This window comes from Nostoc commune NIES-4072, assembly GCF_003113895.1.
Taxonomy (GTDB): Bacteria; Cyanobacteriota; Cyanobacteriia; order Cyanobacteriales; family Nostocaceae; genus Nostoc; species Nostoc commune.
This window is the reverse complement of sequence record NZ_BDUD01000001.1, coordinates 6,970,804-6,990,503: the sequence shown is the minus strand read 5'-3', so window position 1 is coordinate 6,990,503 and position 19,700 is coordinate 6,970,804. Positions and strand designations below refer to the sequence as shown.

Sequence of the window (19,700 nt, the reverse complement as noted above, 5' to 3'; positions counted from 1 at the left end):
GATTTTTAAACATTTTCCAAAAATTTCAACTTTTCAACTTCCAACTTCAACCTTTCATTCTCCATCCGTAGCGCCAATATTTCATTTTTCTGCAACTCAATTAACGACTTTTGACTAATTACCTCGCCAAAGGCTTTTTTACGGTTTTCAATACCAAACCATCTTTGATAGGTTTTTGTATGTTCATCAACAGTATGACCTAAATTATCTGCTGCGGCTTTGATGGGTATTCCCTGAAGATGCGCTCGAATCGCGCAAGCATGACGCAAATCGTAGGGTTGAAACTCAATTCCCACTTTTTTAAACCATCTGGATATATCTCTCCGCATCCAATTAATATTTTGCACAGATGCGATTTTTGTCACCTTTTTTTCTAAAATCTTTAATGGTTTGGGATTGTGTAAATCAAATAATTCTATCCATTCTGGTACAAAGGGGATAACTTCTCGATATCCAGTTTTTGTATTTTTATTGACTTTCCAAGTATGGTCTATATTTTGGAAACACATCCACCAATTAATATCTGGTTCGACAAATAATTCCCTTGGTCTTAACCCAAAGGTTGCCAACATTCCATATACCCAACGCCACATTTCCCAGCTGTCTATTTCATCAGTAATATTTGTATTTTTGCGATTGAGGGCGAATTTTTCAAAGAGGTCAAAAGAAGATACTATTTTATCATTGTCAGGTATTTCTCGATGAGCAGGAGTGACATGATCTCGTGTCACATCAAGTATAAATCCCAACTGAAAGGTTTTAATAAAAACAGAAGATACGGCAATTAATTCATTTTTTTTATTTCCCTGAAATGAATTAATAATTTCTTCAAAATGATTTTTGGTTACTAAAGTTGTTGCAGGAAAGTTTCTTTTAATAACGGATATATAGTTAGCAAAAGTATTTTGACTAGTTATAGTTTTGTGACGGGTTTGATAATATTTTTCATCAAATGTATCTAATAATTCCCCAATAGTTTTTATCTCTTGCTTCTCTCTAGATTTAATTCCTAAATACTTCTCATTCCACTCGAAGGTATGGCGAGCGATTAATTTACCCAACTCGTAACTTTCCTCGATCGCAGTTTTCAGTCCCTCTAAATTTGCTGGTATCCCTAGAGACAAGTCATACTGTTTTTTTTCCTTATCTACGCTGCTATCACCTGGTTTTAACGGTAGGGTAGCTCGTAACTGTAGAGAATTGCCAGTTTGTTTAATGCTAACTCTAACTCTATCCCTTTTTAAATTACTATTAGCTTCGACTAACTTCTGCTCAAAAACCGCTTGATACTGTAGTTCTGTTGCTTTAATTTTCGCCATTGTTCCTCTGTAACTACCGTCTGTGGTGTTGTGCGGCTCAAAATCTGCGAACATATCGGCGAACAAATCCCTTGAGTCTGCGTTTGCATCCTCATATGTAGATGGGGGATATGTCTGCGATATGAAATTGTGGCGATTGCAATTACCCTGGTTTTGATTTTGCCAGTTCATTCCCTAAATATTCCCTTATTTATAAGCTGAGATAGTGAAAAGAAAATGTTATTACCGAGCAAAATCACTTTATGCAATAAGTTACTCAGGAACATTTTGAGCATACCACCAGTTGCCACAGCAGTTATATGGTGCCTGGTGGCGTGATGTGCGCCCCAACACTAACAGACATTACTCGCGCTTGGGCGATTCTAGAATACTTCCGCACCAATTGGTTAGAACCAGTGTGGTTGGGTTGTTCTTTAGAACGCTACGAACAAATCCAAACTTATGATGACTTTAGAGATTGGTTGGATGAAGACCGAAATCATCGAGATTCCGACTTGGGTTTTTATTGGCGCATGGGTTTAGACATCGGTTTAGATAGATATGGCGCTGGTGTTGGTAAATATGTCACTTGGGGATATTTAGCCCATGAAGATAAATACCAAAAGCCGACTATCGAAGGGCGAAATGCGGCGATGATTATGAAAAGTGGAGTGTACGACAGCTTCACACACACTCACACCTTAATGGATCAGTCATTTACCCGCGAGAATACAACTCACTCCTGGTACGATGAAGGGACAGAAGATATTCACCCTAGCGATCGCACCACTAAACCCACTGCAATCAATACCAAAGACTTCGATAATGCCTACTCTTGGTCGAGTGCAGTCCTTCACAAAGACTTCGGACGTCTGGAAACTGGCCCCTTAGCGCGTCAATTAGTAGCCGGTGGTAAACATGGCGAATCTTGGCAACACTACGACGGATTTATCCTCGATGTATTCAAGGAGATGGGTGGTGCTAGTATTCATGTGCGTCAATTAGCACGAGTTCACGAACTTGTCAAGTTATATCGGCAAGCTGAACACTGTTTACGCGAATTCAAATTAAACGATCCTTGGTATATCAAACCTACAGAAAAAGATGGTCGTGGTTGGGGTGCAACGGAAGCAGCGCGGGGTTCATTGTCTCACTGGGTAGAAGTAGAGGGCGGTAAAATTAAAAATTACCAAGTCATTGCCCCAGGTACTTGGAATATCGGCCCTCGTGACGGTGAAGGTATCCGCGGCCCTATTGAAGAAGCTTTAATTGGCACACCCATTTACGATTCTAGCGATCCGGTGGAAGTTGGGCATGTGGCGCGATCGTTTGATTCATGTTTGGTGTGTACAGTCCACGCCCATGATGCTAAGACTGGTGAAGAGTTGGCGCGTTTTCGGACTGCTTAATTGATTGTTAGGTGCGTTACGCTATGAATAACGCACCGAAACTTCTGTATGCCTAAATCATGGTATGCCATGATTAGAAATAGCTGGGGCATGAGGGAAGAATTTATGACTATAACGGTAGAAGCTGTTTACGAACATGGGGTACTCAGACTATCACAGCCAATTCTATTAGCCGAGGGAACTCACGTTGAAGTCACTGTCATTGCAACTGAGGCTAAACCTCAAAACAAAACTCCTAGAGAAATTCTGGCAGAAATCGCTGCCATGCCCCTAGAAGTTAGCAATGATGAATTCTCTGGTAGCGATATAGATCGCTAATTACTTAGCGCCCTAGCAACTATTTGTTCTAATTTGTCGCACTCATGAATTAGCTTCATTACGACATTGTGGAAGTACCCCAAATCCATCAAGCTAATCTCAGCATTATGCATAATTTATTGAGTTAATTCATATTCTTAACTGTGGCGGTCGCAGTCCACTTGACTTATAAAAACTCAACTATTACATATTGTACAATCACTCTATCCAAGTAATGATTGTTACTTATGCTGTGACATTTCGCCACTATCTATACCACCAACAAGAGCGTACGCGTAGCCCGTCGTAGACATCGCTCTTGCACCACTATTACAAAAATACTAAACTTAGTTTAATTTCATGGAAACCGTAAATATTCATCAAGCTAAAACGAATCTCTCAAAGCTGTTGTCACGCGTAGAACTTGGAGAAGAAATCATTATTTCCAATCGAGGTATTCCGATCGCCAAGTTGGTTCCGTTTCACAACTCATCAAATCGACTCAATAGTTTAGGGCAAGATAAAGGGCGTTTTGTAGTGCCAGATGATTTCAATGCCCCTTTACCAGAAGAAATTTTGGCAGCATTTGAGGGCGGTGAGGAGTGAAACTTTTGCTAGATACACAGTGCTGGTTATGGTGGTTTACCCAACCAGAGCTTTTAAATCAAGCAGCAATCGCGCATATTGCCGATGAAACGAATGAATTGTGGCTCTCAGTTGCCAGTATTTGGGAAATGGGGATAAAAGTTGCGATCGGCAAGTTACCACTGGCAGATCCCCTAGACAGTTATATTTCTAGTCGGATGACAGTGTTGGCAATGCGAGCGCTAGAAATTACAGCTTCTCATGCTTTACAAGCGGCTGCGTTACCTTTGCATCACCGAGATCCTTTTGACAGAATGTTGATTGCACAGGCTCAGATAGAAGAAATGACACTTGTGAGTGCCGATTCGATGTTTAATAAGTACGACATTTCCCTAGTTTGGGCAGCCAAATCTTAATGCCTACGGCTGGCTACGCCTACGCATTTGCTATTTCGGCGATCGCTGCTGCTTATTGCGTTCATCCCCAAACAACGGACTGATCTAGACCATCTAGATTGCAGTCTGCTGCAACACTGTGTTATGCCGCACTGACTATGATAACTAGGCGATCGCCTTCAACAGTCACAATATCTTTACCTACGATTTTTCAATTTTGAAAAATACAAGGAGGTTGCCATTCACGATTTTTCTGTTACTTTTTGCGATTCAAGGTTTGAGCGATCGCATCTCTACTTTTTAGGGGCGCAATCTCTTACGCCCCTACGATAGGATATTTTTTCAACTGGTAGTCCGAAAGATGCCGAAAGCGCACAGACAAAAAGGTAAAAAACGAAATATTGAGGTTGGTTAAAACACAATAGTATTAGACCGTTAGAATATTTGCTGCTATTCGCTGTGCTACATCTTCATTTTGCCAGTAACTTCCGTGAGCGCTGCCGCCATTTGCCAAAGCCAAAAACGTCTGTCGGATCGGGGGAGTTTGAGCAAATAAATTCAATAAACCAGAGTCACCAGTGAGAACGTCTTCAACGTTAACGTAAGAACCAGAATCGGGGATTAACTTGGTGATGAGATTTTCTAGCGGCCAAGCAATTGGATCGCCAGGATGTATAAAATTGAGCCAAGACAACTCTCCATCTCCTTGAGTAAGGTTCTTCAACAAATTACTTAAACCAGGACTGATGTCATGAGTACTTTCATCATTAGCATTTCTACCATTGATACTAATTAAGCTAAACAAGGCGATGGGAGAACCCATAGTCTGAATACTAGCTAGTCGGATACCTGTTGTAGGATTCTCCCCAATACCATAAAGCTTATCTCGAATAGCCTTTACACTTTCATAGCCAGGAATTTCGTGATCATCCCAACGGCTGGCAAACAGAATGTCAAACAGTATGATTGTCCCCCAACTATGAGTCACCAAATGTAGGCGATCGCCCTGTTTATACTTTTCTAAGCCTTTAAATGTTTGTTTTTTAAGTTGTTCAGCCGCCATTGAGCCAATTAGGCGACTGATGTAGAGTCCTCCATCCCCGACAAATTGCAATATTTGCTTTTGGCGAAAATCTTGAAACCAAAGTTGGTTCCACTTAGACGAGCCTTTCAGGTTTGTTAGTAGTTCATTCAAGGCGCTTTCGTTGACATCACCCCAGTAAAGAGGCACTTTGATGCATTCACCCCACATTCCGCACCCTAACTGTCACAAAGGGGTTTTTACTGAATATTTTTTCTACAATGAGAATCAAAAAACACTTTACCTACTTACTTAGTCATATTATTTACCTACCCTCAATCAGATTTTTATTCTCAATAAGAAGCAATAAGTGTTTACGCTTAATTAATAGATAAAAACTTATGGTTGTTAGGCTAATATCTATATTTGATTTATAAGATGTCAATTAAAAGTCATTATAATTTGTGACTTTTAATCAAAATTAATAGTCTCTATGACAAATAAATTTTTGCTCCAGTCTGATTAACATTTATAATAGTAGCCACAAGTCTCTGGCAAAAAGCTCAAAATATATTTTCTTTCTGAAGTTAAATTTGATATTGATATTTCCTGATCAAATTTAACTAAATGTATGGATTGAAAACATTGAAATATCCATCGCATAGTCGGGTTATTTACAGATTTACCCAGCTGATTTTTAATAGTAGATTCAGACGCTGATAAGGCTTTTCTTATTTGTCTTTGAGCTAAAGTATAGATTAATAGGCATAATCCCATTATCATAGCCATAGCTTCAATTCTTTCTGGAGATTTCAGAAAAATACTATCTGCGAAAAATAAGGGGTCTTTGAGAAATCCAAATCCTCTTTCACAACTTTGCTGTGCCTTATATTCGGAAAGCATATCGTCATTGCTCAGGGATTTTTCATCTAAAATGTTTGTTGCAAGCACAAAACGTCCGGCACTTTGATAAGCTTTTTTAATAGCATTTATATTTTCCGACAATGAAGCACTTACTTCATAAAAATTTATTTTATCTTTTTTATTTTTTGATTCTTTCTCTAAGTAATCGATGTAATTAATTTGATGGTACTTTAATTTTTTATTTAAACTATCTACGGCTTTAATAGCCTCTTGATGAGAATTAAATTTTGATTCCAGTAGTTTCTTCAGATGAGATAATGCACTAGCTTTTGACTTAGATATTCTTCTTTCTAATTGGCGTAAATCAGATTCTTTTCTTTCAGTGCTTTCCACAACCAACCATCTTTGTTCAACTCCACCATAATTACTTTTAACTACAGAATAATAATATCCTGTTAAAGAACTACTAATAAAATCAGTTGATAATAATGTTGATGCTAGTTCTTTTGCCTGTCTTATAGTCATCGGTACTCTACATAGCCATTTTGTGCCAAATAATGAACTGATATTTTTGGCGTTATACAAAGCCGCATCTGCGACCATTAAATTATCTTCGTTCCCTATCTCTTCTTTTTGTATTTGTTCTTTGTATTCTAAAAATATTTTAGCGAAACTTGAAGAATCTGATTGATTTCCAGATGCCGATTTTAAAAATATTGGTATATCTCCATCTCCAGATGATATTAAATCTATGATAAATTGTTTTAAATCTGGTCTGTGGTCACGAGAATAACCATAGGTTATTTCGATAGGTCGTGCTGATTGTATTTCACTATTTGATGAATTACAATGAATAATTACATCGGTTAAACTACTACTATATTCACCATGTAAATGCAAGGAAGTCGAATCTAAATGTGAAGATTTTAAACTAATATTAAATTCTTTGACCGCCTGGCTGCTAATAGCTAAAAATATCTCCGTTAAACCTTTAATAAATAATTTATCCATGACTCTACCTAACTTATCATCATTTAAATATTCTGCTTTTACTCCTTTTCCGATTAAATGTTCACAAGGTTTATCTTCAAAAAACTCGGAAAACATATATAAAGGACTACTCACAAAACCCAATCCATTTAAGATCATTGCTTTAACCACTTGTCCAGGACTGATTTTTTCTCCTTGTTCTTGCCCAATTAATTCATTAATAATATCTACTAAGCCTATTGAGTCTATAATCCCTGCAATTATACCCAAATGGTCTATGTTTTTAATTTCAATTTCTTTCAGATTAGACATAGCGATGAACAGACTAAACAACATCTGTTCAAATTTTCACACTTTATCTACCTAAAAATTTATTTGCAATATCCAAGCCGCAGGTTTTTAGCCTTCCGTGCATATATAAATTTTTTGGCTTTGGCTTGGCTCAATTATCTATTAATAGTAGTTATTATCATTAAGTCTTAAAATACTCCTCCAGTCTATAGTTCACAAATACTATTTACTGAAAATTAGTTAAGTACTAATGAACTTGTGACAGTTAGGGTGCGGAATGTGGGATTCACGATTACGATCTTTCTCCCGGACTAACTCAACAATCAAGTTAAACAACTTGTCAGCATAGATGTAATTCTGGTTCCTTTCGTTTTCTTTCGATTCCCGTACATTTACGCCATGCAGAAATAAAATATAATCTTTTCCCATAGCTAACTCTGCCTTCCTTAAACTAATTAATCAAAACGGGTGATAATATTCTTAAGATTCCCATGAGAAATACAACTTGAATACATCTGTAAATATTCTTTAAAATATATGCTCATAATTGTGGTTTTCCCGTTAATCGACAATTATTTCACTATGACGAGCATCATTGCTATCTCTAGGATGATTTTTGCTTGAGATATCTCATAATCTAACTATTTATTCAAAAGTCGTAGCGTAACACACCAAAACATCTAGAAACGATGCGTTAGGCTTGCCTTAATGCATTTGCATAAAACAGCAATTTACACGGTAAGCTTGTGTCTGATTTAGCGCTACATCAATATCTCCCTCGCGTTCCCGATGCAGCATTGCAGGAATTCATCGAATGGTGTGTTTTAGAGCAAGCGAAAGCCGCAGAATGTAACTTTACTCCCGATAGAAGTAAGTTAGATAATTTGCCACCAGAAGACTACATTCCTAAACTTGTCGAGCAGTTCATGAAAGTTAAACCAGACCCAATTAAAGCTGGTTTAGTAGCTGCGATCGCAGGCAAAGAAGCAGACCAACATGCTTTATCCGGTTTAGCGATCGCTGCTGATTTTGTATCTCTTTATGTCAAGTATTTAATTCCTAAAGAAGGAAGTACTAAAGAACAGGCTGAAGAGATATTAACTAAAGTGTCACAAGATCAGTATGATAAACTGAATGAAATCGCCAAGAAACATGGCGTAGAGTTATAGTTTCCTGCTGATAAATTCTTTTTCAGAGGCTTTGTCTGTATTATTATTCAAAGCCTCTATTTCAATCACTACTGATTGCCTGTATGACAAACTTTAATTACTATTAATTGTTAAATTGCGATCACTCCATATCAAGTATGAAAATACTAAGCTATTTGCTGACCTAGCGGCTGAGAGAACCTACAGAAATATTATTAAAAATATTCTCATAGAATATGACCGCATCTGTAATATAGGAATCCGGTTTGATTTCTGAAAATATACGTAGGATGTGTTAGCACAGAGAGTACGGCATAAAACTCGTGTTCATAGTGCGTTACGAACTCCGTTCTAACACACTCTACAATACTTAATTTCGTTCAAAAATCAAATAGTAATCCTATAGCTCGCCTGATGACCACGTAGAGAGCCTTTTAGCACTCGATGATAAACGCGATCAATATTTATGGTTTCAGATTGGCTGGCAAAAAAATCGCCGGATTAAATCTCATCCCATGCTAACTATTATTGGTTGCGGCAATCTAAATCGCAGTGACGACGCAGTAGGCGTAATTATTGCCCAACGCTTACAAAAATATCTAGCTGAAAAACCTCACCCTAATGTGCGAGTATATGACTGTGGCACCGCAGGGATGGAAGTAATGTTTCAAGCTAGAGGTAGTAAAGAATTAATAATTATTGATGCAAGTTCAACTGGTTCTGAACCGGGTGCTGTGTTTAAAGTTCCAGGAAAAGAACTGGAAGCAATGCCCGAACCTAGTTATAACTTGCATGATTTTCGTTGGGATAATGCTTTAGTCGCCGGACGGAAAATCTTTCAAAATGACTTTCCTGAAGATGTAACAGTTTATTTAATTGAGGCGGCAAATCTTGGTTTGGGACTAGAGTTAAGTCCTGTTGTCAAACATTCTGCTGATTTGGTTTTTGAAGAGGTAGCTGCACTTATCAGCCAGAATATCAACTTTTAATTAACAATCCAAAATCGAATCAAGCCCAATCCCGATAAACAGACAATTCATCTACTCTCATTTCAAAAGGTACGCCTTGACTCTCTGGCGGACAAACACGGATTTTAGCACTGCTGACAATTCCATATAGCAATGTCCCCATTGGCACGATTTTTTGCAAAATACGCCAATTAGTAACTTGATCGGGACACTCAATAACCAATGTTAGAGCATTGGCATGGGTTGTGACATACCACCGACAATTAGATAGAAGATTTTGAATCGTGCGATCGCAAGCGTCATAAAAGTATCTGCTAATAGAATACTCTAGCTGTTGCCGCAGTATAATATCCGCAGATGTCGGTTGCATAGGATGTGAGTCATCACTATTGAAGTAATACATCTTTCTAGCCATATCTCTTTAGCTTCCTGCTTATATTCCAATCACCATTCCATAAAGTACATCTTTATTTGTTTCTAATAATTCTTGGGTTTCGTCATCATAATACGCACCAATTCCACTACACTGAATTCCCAAATAATTACTAGTTAAATAAAGCCTCTGTCCAAGAAAACCAGCTATTTGCATAGCAGTTTGATAGTTTAAATAATCTGACACAAAAAATAAAGTTACAGCGCCATCTCTAGCAATAGCCTGATTAATGCATAAGTAACCTGTCTTTTCACTAAAGTTACCTGCTTTAACCAGATACGTACCTTTATATAACCCAGGTGTCATTCCTTCTACTTGATGCACCACTGAGTAAATTTCTATTTCCTCATAATTTTCTGTCGGTATTGACTGCTGAAGTTGTTGTACTACATATAAATAATCTTCTTGAGAAATACACTCTTTCCGGAAACGTCTAATAGAACGTCTATCCCAAACTGTTTGATAAAATTTATCCCGATCAAAATCAAATTGAGGATACTCTAATTTCTGCTGGCGACTCTTTTGTAGAGTTGTTGCTTTATAGGCATCTTCAATAAATTGATTAGATTCAAAATAATCAGTACCAGAGACAAAAGGAACTTTCAGCCTTAAGCTTCTGATTTTCTTGTCTTGTATTTCTCCTGACACCGCACAAGCAGTAATAAACTCCTTATTCTCAAAACCCAAATCTGAATTGAGAGCAAGTTTATCAAAGTCAAAAATTAGTTGTATATCTCGGTTGTGGAGAAAAGCTGAAGCTGCAACTGCACCTAAATGGTGTCCGCTATCTAAGAAGCAATATCTTATGCTTCTATTTTGATATTTCCAGCTAGACCTATAATAAACACAACTAATTAAAAAGATGAATCCGTTGATACATTTACCCGGTATAATATAATTCTCCAACCCATCATCAATTAATTCATAGATGAGAGTTAGACAATTATTCTCAACTTCTACATGGTATATACCATCTACCATTCCCTCAATCCTGCGAACCTGTACGTAAACTTCCGTAGGATACAGAGCGCCTGCTGATGGATTCACCCGCAGTTTATAAGGGCCATCTTTATATACTTTTTCTAGTGTTACTGCACTGGTTAATGAGATAAAAGAATGAACAGGATTATTGAGATTTAATTTCACTCTCCGATAAAACTTGGGATAAACTTTAAATGAAGATGGCTGTGTTGAAGCATCTACATAATTTGGATCAAGTTGTACCGATAAGTAAGAATGCTTGGTAGCGTCATGATAAGCTTTGCCCGATATCTGACTTGATGGCATTTTTAATTATCCTTAAGACTTCTACGTTGCTAGCAAAATCTATCGCTTTATAATCGTCTAAGTTTTTTAAATATAAATTAGGATGATGTTGTAAAAGTAACTTGACTACTTCTGTCTTTCCGGCTGATGCTGCATACATTAAAACAGTTGCACCATTATCATTTTGGTTATCTATATTAATGTTGCTAGCAAGTAGTAAATTAATTAAATCGTAGTGATTGCCAAAACAGGCAAACCACAAAGCATTGTTGCGATCGCTATTTCGAGCATTAATATCCGCACCAGCATCAATTAGTTCTTTGACGACTGTATAAACTCCTTCTCTTGTCGCTTTCATTAAAGCTGTATCGCCATTTTCACCCGGCTGATTTAAATCGCTAGGATTATAGTCTTTTTCTATTAACCATTGGGTTGTTGATTCACTCAAATTTGGACTGTTGGTTCGATTCATGAGTATTCCTTAATTAGCTTAATCTGCACTAATTTACTAATATAAATTTGCTTGACAAATAGAATGGTGAGCAATGCCCACCATTTTTAGAAAAATGTTATCTACTAAATTATTTTCACTTACATATATGCTATCAACTTTATAAGTTTAAACTCTGAATCATTTATAAAGATAAATTTAAGATTTTTTCTTATTATTTAAACAATGCTAAAGTTTTCCAACAAACTTATTAAAAAATTATTCTAATACTTGATGCGACTTTTGTTAGGAAGTATAAATGTAAAAATGTTATCTAGCACTCGTTAATCGATAACTCTATTTTTGATAATGCCTATTATTTTTTAAAATTGTTTGAGCCTGAGTTTTGTAGCACATTACCACACTTTCTTGTAAAGATCATCACCTAGAGGTTTAACCGTTAGGCAAATGAGAATTATTTCAGAATTATTAAGATATTTAAAAAAATAACATTTATAATATTAAAATTTGCTAATTTACTAAAGTATAAATAGCTAAAGTTGGCAAGTAAAAACATGGAAATTAGCGCTCGTAATTCTCTCAAAGGTACTGTAAAAAAAGTTGTTCCTGGTACAGTTAATACTGAGATAACTTTAGAAGTGGCACCAGGAGTAGAGTTAGTGTCAATAATCACAAAATCATCGGCGGAAAAGCTAGGACTTGTAGAAGGTAAGCAAGCTTATGCCGTGATTAAATCATCAGATGTGATAGTTGCTGTGGATTAAAAAATAAGCAAGTTGCTTTTTCTTGCAAGCAGCTTTGTCTGTAATACGAAATTGCATTCATCTCTATAAATTTAGTGACCTCACTCCTGAAATTAATTAAGAAAGGAGTGAGGTCAATGTAATTCGTAATTCTTAGTTGCAATCAGTGCTTGCTCCATACCCTTTTAATTATAAATTAATAATTATTTTATCAAGATAATATTATATAGATGTTAATTATTTATCAATAATGCGGATATAAATAACACAGCTACTTTCTATATTTAGTTCTATATATGTGTTTATTATTTTAATAATTAATGAGAGAAACTTTTATTCTAAAGTCAGAATCATTCCTGACGTTACTCCCTTTGATATCAGTTTTTTAAATATTGTTTAATCTTGACTTTTACAGAAGGTTACGATTCCTCGCTTTCCCATTCTTAATAATTCTAATGAACAGCCAGAAATACTAAAAGTGGAAAAGATTTGAATTATAAATTAGGGCTTGTGAAGGGAAGAAGGAAGTATATTTTCATCCTTCATCCTTCATTTTTTATTTGATTGCCTTAGGCAGCAACCAAAATAATAGTTTAGACGAGATAGGGTTCTTGATGTGTCTTAATTGTGCAATTAGAACGGGGATAAGTGACACAAAGTAGAGCGAATCCCTTAGAAATCTGTTCGTCATCTAGGAAGTTTTGATCTTCTTGATCAATTTCACCTTCAACGACCTTGCCAACACAACTAGAGCAAGAACCTGCTTGACAAGAAGCTGGTAAGTCAATATCGTTTTCGTGCGCTGCGTCTAAGATTGTTGTCTCTTCGTCAACTTCAATTGTGGTGTCGAGGTCTTCTTTTTTGTTGATTAATCTAACTTGGTAGGTAGCCATTTTCAGATTCTCCTCAAACGTTATACAGTTGGTCTAATTTCCGAATTTTTTGAGCAACCTATCCTACTTTTTGCTTCCCTTCTTCTTACAGAGATGCTAAGTTTAGTCAGCTTCTCTATAGGGGTAAGGGATACAAAGCGAACTAGAAGCTACCTCAAGAGCATTGAAACTCTGCGGAGTGTGTTTATGGGAAATCTCTACAATTGACTTAGCACTAACGAAATGATGTTAGCTTTGGCTGCAAGGTACACCAGTAGGCGTACCGTCGTCTGTTTTAAAGGACTTTCCACAACCGCAGGTATCAGTTGCATTGGGGTTGATGAATTTAAAACCGCTTTCCATCACTCCCTCAACGAAGTCAACAATAACTCCGTCTAATAACGGCGCACTTTTGGCATCAACGTAAACCAGCACTTTGCCTTGCTGGCTTACCAAATCATCTGGTTGAGGCTTGCTAGTGATATCGATCGCATATTCGTAGCCACTGCAACCACCATCTTTTACAGAGATGCGGACACCTTTAGTTGCGCCATTAGCGTCGGGTGCGGAACCTTTGAGAAATGCCCGCAGATGAAATTCTGCTTTTTCTGATAAAATAACGGCCATTAAGTCTCCTGATTTGTAGCGATTAGTTGTTCTGATTTCAGGTGGGGTTGTCCTTCGTCATTTGTCAGTTGTCCTTTGTTATTCACTAATGACTAATGACCAATGACTAATGACGAAAATTAACTATTTTGTGCAATACCTGTGGCTGTGGGTTCCATCGAATTGGATTGCGCGTGTCTCCAAGGCGCACTATTACCGCATACTGGACAAGAGCGATCGCGGTGAGAACGGCGTTTAGCAAATTCCATCCGATTTAAGTCGATTGTCAGCAATTGCGACAATAGAGGCTGACTAAACCCGGTGATCAGCTTGATAGCTTCCAAAGCTGTTAAACAAGCTAGGGTTCCAGAAACAGCGCCTAGAACTGAAAAGCCGCGCTGATCCCAATCAGGCTTTTCTGGAAACAGACAAGATAAACAAGGAGTCACACCAGGAATAATCGTCGTTAGGTAAGCCTCCATCCCATTCATTGCGGCTTCCACCATTGGCTTACGCGATCGCACACAGGCTTCATTTAACAAATTGCGCTCTGTAAAGTTGTGGGCGCAATCAAGAGCCATATCGGCGGATTGCACTAATGAGTCTACATTTTCCGGGGTAATGTAATCATGAACAGCTTCCACTTGGACATCAGGATTAATCGCATCCAGAGTTTCTTTAGCTTTGAATACCCTTGGCTTACCTACCCAATCATCAGTCATAAGAACCTGACGATTCATATCATCTAGCCGCAAGTCACCACCCCGGACTAGAATTAGCCGCCCAACGCCCGCTACTGCTAGGTAAAGCGCCGCCGTACCGCCTAATCCTCCCACACCTGTCACCAGAACTGTCGCTGACTTCAAGCGTTTCTGTGCTGTTTCGCCAAAATTCGGAAGCATCATTTGGCGACGATAGCGTTCTAATTCGGTAGGCGTTAGGTTAACCAATTTATACCTCCTAATCAGAAGTGATTTCTGTCAGTGTGACTACATTTTTCGGCTTGTCGTTAAACACTTTAAACAGCTTTTGTTCGTGAGGTGTTGATTCGACAAATACCTGATAAGCTTTTTGCAAAGCCAAAGAATATTGATTTAGTCTCTCTTCTTGATTCATGTCAAAAGAATTATCATCAATTTCCTGCATGTATTGAGAGAACTTTTTCAGAATATGTAGACGATTTACATTTACAACTTCTAAGTCGTAGGACATGTTAAAGAATTGAAAAAATTCTTCTGCATCTACGAGCTTCTTGAATTGATCAATAGTTCCAGTCATTTAGCATTCTCCAATTTTTTCAGATGTTGCTTCAGTTCATCTAACTTGCGATAGATTTCATAAGTTGCGGCGGCAACATCCATAAGTTGGTTGTAATCTGTTGGCAGACCTTCAGCTAAATCATGCAGATCCATTTTCATTTGACCTGCTTTGCTGTTAAGCCGTCTGATTTGTCCTTGTAGTTCCTCAATACTCGTGTCTTCTGCTTGCACAATCAGCCACTCCTTTTCTAAAAGTTAGGAGTTATAAGTTATGAGTTATGAGTTATGAGTTATAAATTAAGAACTGTAAATCATGAATTATCAATTAAGAGTTAACTTAATTACTAACTCCTAACTATTAACTCTTAACTCCTAACTCCTAACTCCTAACTAATTAAATTTTGCCAACTTCAGGAAAGCGCTTCGCCAAATCAAGACCTTTTTTGACGTAGTTTTCTCCCTCTTCTGCTAATTTCTCTAGCGAGTCAAAGCCAAAGCGGTGAGCATCTCGCAGGGTTTTCACAGTTAGCAAAAGACGGCCAGAAAAAACTAGCGCCCAGCCAAATCCTTCATGGCTCAAATCAACTACAACCTGGGATATCAAACCTGTTTCTTGTTCAATTCCAGCCGCTACAGCTCGAAAAAATGCCATTATCCGGGCTTGAGTTACCGCATCAACTTCGCCCTCAACGGAGATTTCCCGTTTCTTTTGTTTGGTGACAATAAAGGGTTTGAGAATCAACTCATCTGACCAAGTACGATAAACTCCATAACTGTCTTGACCACGGATTTGTTTGATTAATACCTTAAGGAAAGGTGAGTTCAAGACTTCAGTTGTAGCGGTTCCGTTCACACTATTATTTGCGGTCATACTGTTGCTTCGTCTTCGATTTCATCAGCAAAGTTTGTGGTTTTTGGCTGTAAAGCTTTACGCAACCAAGGTGGAGGATTACCTTTGAGGGTTTTCACTAGCTTGTTTAGCACTTCACTAATTTCTTCTTCTTCCGATCGCGCCTTCACTGGGGTGACACCTTTCTTGATTAACCGAGCGGCGGCACTACCACCAATTGCTGTTACGTAAATAATCGTACAGTCGCCTATTGCCTCAAGTTTTGGGGTGATTTTGTCTTCATTCCCATCTTCTTTGAGTTCGCCTTCAAAGGTGAGGGTTTCTACGAAGTGATATCCCTCATCGGTAATTTCGTAAACATCAATCATTTTTGCCCATCCAAAGTGAGCATTAATATGAACTCGGTCACTCGTCGTGAAGGCTATTTTCATTGTAATTCTCCTCTCTAAAGTTTTGAATTTTGAAGCAATACGGTTCAGTTAGTAATATTTAGCTTTTAAAGATCCCCCCAACCCCCCTTAAAAAGGGGGCTAATTTAAAACTTGTTCTATTCACTCCTTAAAAAAGAGGGTTAGGGAGGATCAACTCTTAACTGAACTGTTTTGAATTTTCAAGCGTTAATTCAAAACTCAGCGCTCACAGTTCCGAACTCTTGGAATTGTTTAACTCTCGCTTCTTCTGCCTCTAAAAACAGGTTGCCGATGCCAAACACAATTTCCATCGTGCCTCGATAACCAACTTTGGTAAATTGACCATTACCTAAGCGGTCATAAATGGGCAATCCTAAACGATAAAGAGGAATCGAAAGGCGTTTTGCGATCGCACCCACATTCGAGTTACCAATCAGCAAATCAGAACCGCCTGCTAGACTCTCAAAGTCTTCTAAGTCGCCGATGGTGATGCTTTTAACTGGGAGTTTTTCTAAGAGGGGCGATCGCGTGGTTGTCACCACTGCATGAATTTGCGCTCCCATCGATTGCAGGAAATGCACCGTTGACCACAACAAGTCTGGTTCCAGCGCCAAAGAAACTCGTTTTGCACCGAAGTAAAAGTGAGTATCCAGCATCGCATCTTGCAACTGACGACGTTGGCGGCGGTATTTTTCGGGTACGCTGTTACCGCTCAGAATTGCCAATGCTTGGATAAACTCATCTACTGGTTCTAATCCCGTCAGTTCGCCGAACACCTCGTAAGGTGTGCCAAAGCGTTCTTCGAGAATCTTGGCAGCCCCCCGCATACTTTCACCCAATGCCAGGGTAAAGGCAGAACTACCTACTTCTCGTAGCTGTTTTAAGGTAGTTCCACTGACTGTAACTGCACTATAAGCATCCTCTAAATGTCCATCTAGAGAAGCGCCAAGGTCAGGTACAAAGATCGGCACTAGTCCAAAGGACGTGATTATCTCTTTGATTTCCTGTACATCTCCAGGTGTGAAGGCAGAACCCGCCAAAACCGTGACTTGTTCAGTTCTGAGTCCACCTGCGCGAGGAATTTCCTTAACTATGCTTTCGACAGCAACAGCAAAGCCATCTTGCAACGCACCTTTAAAATCTGGGGTAGGTGCAAAAACGATCGCTAAATTATTCAATTCGGGATGGCGATCGCGGATTTCCTTCAGAAAACCTTCAATGTCATCGCCTCTAGTTTCCGTTAACCCAGTACTACATAAACCAATAATTTCTGGATTAGCCTTTTCTACCAGAGTCAGAATCGCTTGCTCTACATTCTCTTCACCACCCAAGATTGTAGTGACTTCCGTCATCGCTGTCGTAGCTAGGGGAATCGCTTCCCGGAAATGCCGTACTAGGACAACTTTAGCGAAAGCAGTACAACCTTGAGAACCGTGGAATAAGGGCATTGTCCCTTTCAATCCCAAAAAGGCTAAGGTTGCGCCCAAAGCTTGACTCTGCTTGAGGGGATTAACTGTCAGTGCTTTGTTAGAAGCGGTAACGATCGCCATTAAACTTCCTCCTCGTCCCAAGGAGCGGGTTTGCGTATTTGTTCCCAAATCGGGCTATACAGAGCTTCGTACAATTCCCGCGCCATCTCAATCATTCCCACATAACCTGCATAAGGATGGTGGCGTTCTTGGTTGATATCAAGGAAAGGAATTCTAGCTTTCAAAGCTGTGTATTGGTTACGTCCACCAGCAATCAGCATATCTGCGCGAGTGTCTTTAACCAGTTGTAACAATTCTTGAGCGTTGCCTTTCTCCAGCATGATGCCATCGTTGCCGATCAACTTCTTGATTTTGGCTTTATCTTCTTCAGTACTTTTTCGAGTACTGGTAGCAACAACTTCAATGCCTAAGTCTCTAGCAGCCGAGATAATCGACCAACTCTTGACACCACCAGTATACAAAACAACCCGCTTACCTTTGAGTCGAGCGCGATAAGGAGCCAATGCCAAATCTAAAGCAGCCGTTTCTTCTGCAATTAGCTTTTCTGTCCGCTCCTGTAAATCAGCGTCGCCTAATTTAGCGGCGATGTTTCGCAGACAGCGATTCATATCATCGATGCCGTAGAAAGACTCTTCAATGTAAGGGATGTTGTAACGCTCCTCCATCTTTCTCGCCATATTGAGCAACGCTCGCGAGCAGATCATGACGTTGAGCTTGGCGCGGTGGGCGTAGCGAATTTCATTGTAGCGAGCATCGCCCGTAATTTTAGACAAAATACGGATGCCTAATTTTTCTAACAGTGGTGTTACTCCCCACATTTCACCGGCGATGTTATATTCACCGATTAAGTTAATATCATAGGGCGTTGTATGTTCCGGTTCTGCTGTGCCGACAACATATTCTAATAAAGATTCACCACCGAAACGGTTGCCGAGATTTTTACTGCCAATGAATCCTGGGGCAATGACGGGAACAACAGGAATACCAATTTTTTCAGCCGCCGCTTTGCAGACAGCATCCATATCATCGCCAATTAGAGCTGTAACGCAAGTGGCATAGACGAATACTGCTGCTGGTTGGTAGCGCTCGTGAAGTTCCAGAATCGCTTTGTAGAGTTTCTTTTCGCCACCGAAGATGACATCATTTTCACCCAAGTCAGTAGTAAAGCCCATTTTGTAGAGTTGAGGGCCAGACGACAGACTACCACGACTGCCCCAGGAATTACCAGCACAGGCGATCGGCCCGTGGACTAAATGAGCAGCATCTGCGATCGGCACTAGAGCAATCATTGCACCATCAAAGGCACAGCCCCCTTGAGCCGCGCCAGGTTGTGCCTGTTGAGCGCAAGACTTGTTTTTCTTTTCTGTTTGTTTGTGCTGATTATGTTCGCATCCTGTCTCAGTCAGCAGTTCGTTGATTTTACCTTGGGTGCTTTTCATCTCTCTTCTCTTAATTGTTAATTGTCCTTTGTCATTTGTCATTTGAATTGACTATTGTATAGACGCGTAGACGCTCGAAGAGCGGCTTCTCGCAGAGTATAATTGCGTCTCTACCAATGACTAATGACCAATGCCCCATGCCCAATAATTAACAAATGTATCTTGTGACATCCTCTCCACAGACATCGGTCAGGTAAGATAGAGCGCGGAAACGCAATCCTACAAATTCGTCATATAAAGGATTGAGTTTACATAGTGGTGGGATATCAATACACTTCCCAAATAATTTAATTTGTCGCTCAAAGGGACAACAACAAGGAATTGTTTGACAAATTAGATGAGCGATGCGATTATTTTTAACCTCAATTTCATCCACCACACGGCGCAACGGATTAAGAAGATTGTTGAACCACCCTCGTTTTTTCTGGTTTGGTGGATGGTAATTAGGATGAGGATGAGGATGAGTGTGAGTATGTTCGTGAGTGTGATTGATGGTTTCCATCTATATATACCTTCGGTAAATGCTAGCAAGAAAAAGGGGAGTTGGGGATTGGGGATTGGGGATTGGGCATTGGGTATTGGGTATTGGGCATTGGGTATTTTCCCAGTCCCTAG

At 39.0% G+C, this 19,700-nt stretch carries 21 protein-coding genes and 2 pseudogenes; 7 read left to right on the top strand and 16 right to left on the bottom strand.

From position 1 onward, the window contains the following. Nucleotides 1–5 precede the first annotated feature (5 nt). Nucleotides 6–1,490 carry a site-specific integrase gene (locus CDC33_RS31425; RefSeq protein WP_109012253.1) on the bottom strand — a complete coding sequence of 495 codons (1,485 nt, stop codon included), beginning with the start codon at nt 1,488–1,490 and terminating at the stop codon, nt 6–8. A 116-nt stretch (nt 1,491–1,606) separates the two neighbouring features. On the opposite strand from CDC33_RS31425, the pseudogene CDC33_RS31420 reads away from it, so the two are divergent. The 4 genes and pseudogenes from CDC33_RS31420 to CDC33_RS31405 form a co-directional block, all read left to right on the top strand. Beyond that, nucleotides 1,607–2,707: pseudogene (locus CDC33_RS31420) on the top strand (nickel-dependent hydrogenase large subunit); the annotation flags it as partial. 48 nt (nt 2,708–2,755) lie between these two features. Continuing rightward, the gene (locus tag CDC33_RS31415; RefSeq protein ID WP_244919388.1) at nt 2,756–3,025 is read left to right on the top strand and encodes an antitoxin family protein; all 270 of its coding nucleotides are present in this window, start codon (nt 2,756–2,758) and stop codon (nt 3,023–3,025) included. A gap of 339 nt (nt 3,026–3,364) precedes the next feature. Beyond that, nucleotides 3,365–3,610, top strand: a complete 246-nt coding sequence (locus tag CDC33_RS31410) for a type II toxin-antitoxin system Phd/YefM family antitoxin (RefSeq protein WP_109012251.1) — start codon at nt 3,365–3,367, stop codon at nt 3,608–3,610. After that, nucleotides 3,607–4,005 (top strand): type II toxin-antitoxin system VapC family toxin, encoded by a 399-nt coding sequence (locus CDC33_RS31405; RefSeq protein WP_109012250.1) that lies wholly within the window; start codon nt 3,607–3,609, stop codon nt 4,003–4,005. Before CDC33_RS31410 ends, CDC33_RS31405 begins: the two co-directional genes overlap by 4 nt. A 406-nt stretch (nt 4,006–4,411) precedes the next feature. Here CDC33_RS31405 and CDC33_RS31400 read toward each other — a convergent pair whose 3' ends face one another. After that, nucleotides 4,412–5,215, bottom strand: coding sequence for a hypothetical protein (locus CDC33_RS31400; RefSeq protein ID WP_146195875.1), 804 nt, complete (start codon nt 5,213–5,215; stop codon nt 4,412–4,414). 312 nt (nt 5,216–5,527) lie between these two features. Then, complete coding sequence (locus tag CDC33_RS31395; protein ID WP_109012248.1) at nt 5,528–7,171, bottom strand: IS1634 family transposase; 1,644 nt, start codon at nt 7,169–7,171, stop codon at nt 5,528–5,530. A gap of 725 nt (nt 7,172–7,896) precedes the next feature. Between CDC33_RS31395 and CDC33_RS31390 the strand changes: the two genes are divergently transcribed. Next, nucleotides 7,897–8,319 (top strand): hypothetical protein, encoded by a 423-nt coding sequence (locus CDC33_RS31390; protein ID WP_109012247.1) that lies wholly within the window; start codon nt 7,897–7,899, stop codon nt 8,317–8,319. A 395-nt stretch (nt 8,320–8,714) separates the two neighbouring features. Further along, a pseudogene (locus CDC33_RS31385) lies at nt 8,715–9,287 on the top strand (hydrogenase maturation protease); the annotation flags it as partial. A gap of 19 nt (nt 9,288–9,306) precedes the next feature. Here CDC33_RS31385 and CDC33_RS31380 read toward each other — a convergent pair. The 3 genes from CDC33_RS31380 to CDC33_RS31370 are packed head-to-tail and all read right to left on the bottom strand — an operon-like array spanning nt 9,307 to nt 11,437. After that, nucleotides 9,307–9,681, bottom strand: a complete 375-nt coding sequence (locus CDC33_RS31380) for a hypothetical protein (protein WP_109012245.1) — start codon at nt 9,679–9,681, stop codon at nt 9,307–9,309. 18 nt (nt 9,682–9,699) lie between these two features. Then, a complete protein-coding gene (locus tag CDC33_RS31375) occupies nt 9,700–10,986 on the bottom strand; it encodes a nitroreductase family protein (protein ID WP_109012244.1) in 1,287 nt (428 codons plus the stop codon). After that, nucleotides 10,949–11,437 (bottom strand): ankyrin repeat domain-containing protein, encoded by a 489-nt coding sequence (locus CDC33_RS31370; RefSeq protein ID WP_109012243.1) that lies wholly within the window; start codon nt 11,435–11,437, stop codon nt 10,949–10,951. The genes CDC33_RS31375 and CDC33_RS31370 overlap by 38 nt, the downstream gene beginning before the upstream one ends. A gap of 533 nt (nt 11,438–11,970) precedes the next feature. Here CDC33_RS31370 and CDC33_RS31365 point away from each other — a divergent pair. Beyond that, entirely contained in the window at nt 11,971–12,180 is a 210-nt protein-coding gene (locus CDC33_RS31365) for a TOBE domain-containing protein (protein WP_109012242.1), read from the top strand. Nucleotides 12,181–12,752: 572 nt separating this feature from the next. Here the strand turns inward: CDC33_RS31365 and CDC33_RS31355 are convergent. The 10 genes from CDC33_RS31355 to CDC33_RS31310 form a co-directional block, all read right to left on the bottom strand. Continuing rightward, the gene (locus tag CDC33_RS31355; RefSeq protein ID WP_109012241.1) at nt 12,753–13,052 is read right to left on the bottom strand and encodes a 2Fe-2S iron-sulfur cluster-binding protein; all 300 of its coding nucleotides are present in this window, start codon (nt 13,050–13,052) and stop codon (nt 12,753–12,755) included. A 228-nt stretch (nt 13,053–13,280) separates the two neighbouring features. After that, nucleotides 13,281–13,658, bottom strand: coding sequence for a HesB/IscA family protein (locus tag CDC33_RS31350; RefSeq protein ID WP_109012240.1), 378 nt, complete (start codon nt 13,656–13,658; stop codon nt 13,281–13,283). Nucleotides 13,659–13,777: 119 nt separating this feature from the next. Next, a complete protein-coding gene (locus CDC33_RS31345) occupies nt 13,778–14,587 on the bottom strand; it encodes a HesA/MoeB/ThiF family protein (RefSeq protein WP_109012239.1) in 810 nt (269 codons plus the stop codon). Between the two features lie 10 nt (nt 14,588–14,597). Continuing rightward, nucleotides 14,598–14,915, bottom strand: coding sequence for a nitrogenase-stabilizing/protective protein NifW (gene nifW, locus CDC33_RS31340; RefSeq protein WP_109012238.1), 318 nt, complete (start codon nt 14,913–14,915; stop codon nt 14,598–14,600). After that, nucleotides 14,912–15,127, bottom strand: a complete 216-nt coding sequence (locus CDC33_RS31335) for a CCE_0567 family metalloprotein (protein WP_109012237.1) — start codon at nt 15,125–15,127, stop codon at nt 14,912–14,914. The genes nifW and CDC33_RS31335 overlap by 4 nt, the downstream gene beginning before the upstream one ends. Nucleotides 15,128–15,290: 163 nt before the next feature. Continuing rightward, a complete protein-coding gene (locus CDC33_RS31330; RefSeq protein ID WP_100900532.1) occupies nt 15,291–15,767 on the bottom strand; it encodes a NifX-associated nitrogen fixation protein in 477 nt (158 codons plus the stop codon). Beyond that, the gene (gene nifX / locus CDC33_RS31325; protein WP_109012236.1) at nt 15,764–16,177 is read right to left on the bottom strand and encodes a nitrogen fixation protein NifX; all 414 of its coding nucleotides are present in this window, start codon (nt 16,175–16,177) and stop codon (nt 15,764–15,766) included. Before nifX ends, CDC33_RS31330 begins: the two co-directional genes overlap by 4 nt. A 191-nt stretch (nt 16,178–16,368) precedes the next feature. Further along, the gene (nifN, locus tag CDC33_RS31320) at nt 16,369–17,706 is read right to left on the bottom strand and encodes a nitrogenase iron-molybdenum cofactor biosynthesis protein NifN (protein WP_109012235.1); all 1,338 of its coding nucleotides are present in this window, start codon (nt 17,704–17,706) and stop codon (nt 16,369–16,371) included. After that, a complete protein-coding gene (gene nifE, locus CDC33_RS31315) occupies nt 17,706–19,085 on the bottom strand; it encodes a nitrogenase iron-molybdenum cofactor biosynthesis protein NifE (RefSeq protein ID WP_109012234.1) in 1,380 nt (459 codons plus the stop codon). Before nifE ends, nifN begins: the two co-directional genes overlap by 1 nt. 148 nt (nt 19,086–19,233) lie before the next feature. Beyond that, the gene (locus CDC33_RS31310) at nt 19,234–19,587 is read right to left on the bottom strand and encodes a Mo-dependent nitrogenase C-terminal domain-containing protein (RefSeq protein ID WP_109012764.1); all 354 of its coding nucleotides are present in this window, start codon (nt 19,585–19,587) and stop codon (nt 19,234–19,236) included. Nucleotides 19,588–19,700 lie beyond the last annotated feature (113 nt).

Coding starts and splice junctions, on each gene's coding strand:
- CDC33_RS31425 (WP_109012253.1), bottom strand. CDS start 1,490: ATGAACTGGCAAAATCAAAACCAGGGTAATTGCAATCGCCACAATTTC.
- CDC33_RS31415 (WP_244919388.1), top strand. CDS start 2,756: ATGCCTAAATCATGGTATGCCATGATTAGAAATAGCTGGGGCATGAGG.
- CDC33_RS31410 (WP_109012251.1), top strand. CDS start 3,365: ATGGAAACCGTAAATATTCATCAAGCTAAAACGAATCTCTCAAAGCTG.
- CDC33_RS31395 (WP_109012248.1), bottom strand. CDS start 7,171: ATGTCTAATCTGAAAGAAATTGAAATTAAAAACATAGACCATTTGGGT.
- CDC33_RS31380 (WP_109012245.1), bottom strand. CDS start 9,681: ATGGCTAGAAAGATGTATTACTTCAATAGTGATGACTCACATCCTATG.
- CDC33_RS31375 (WP_109012244.1), bottom strand. CDS start 10,986: ATGCCATCAAGTCAGATATCGGGCAAAGCTTATCATGACGCTACCAAG.
- CDC33_RS31370 (WP_109012243.1), bottom strand. CDS start 11,437: ATGAATCGAACCAACAGTCCAAATTTGAGTGAATCAACAACCCAATGG.
- CDC33_RS31365 (WP_109012242.1), top strand. CDS start 11,971: ATGGAAATTAGCGCTCGTAATTCTCTCAAAGGTACTGTAAAAAAAGTT.
- CDC33_RS31355 (WP_109012241.1), bottom strand. CDS start 13,052: ATGGCTACCTACCAAGTTAGATTAATCAACAAAAAAGAAGACCTCGAC.
- CDC33_RS31350 (WP_109012240.1), bottom strand. CDS start 13,658: ATGGCCGTTATTTTATCAGAAAAAGCAGAATTTCATCTGCGGGCATTT.
- nifW (WP_109012238.1), bottom strand. CDS start 14,915: ATGACTGGAACTATTGATCAATTCAAGAAGCTCGTAGATGCAGAAGAA.
- CDC33_RS31330 (WP_100900532.1), bottom strand. CDS start 15,767: ATGACCGCAAATAATAGTGTGAACGGAACCGCTACAACTGAAGTCTTG.
- nifX (WP_109012236.1), bottom strand. CDS start 16,177: ATGAAAATAGCCTTCACGACGAGTGACCGAGTTCATATTAATGCTCAC.
- nifN (WP_109012235.1), bottom strand. CDS start 17,706: ATGGCGATCGTTACCGCTTCTAACAAAGCACTGACAGTTAATCCCCTC.
- nifE (WP_109012234.1), bottom strand. CDS start 19,085: ATGAAAAGCACCCAAGGTAAAATCAACGAACTGCTGACTGAGACAGGA.
- CDC33_RS31310 (WP_109012764.1), bottom strand. CDS start 19,587: ATGGAAACCATCAATCACACTCACGAACATACTCACACTCATCCTCAT.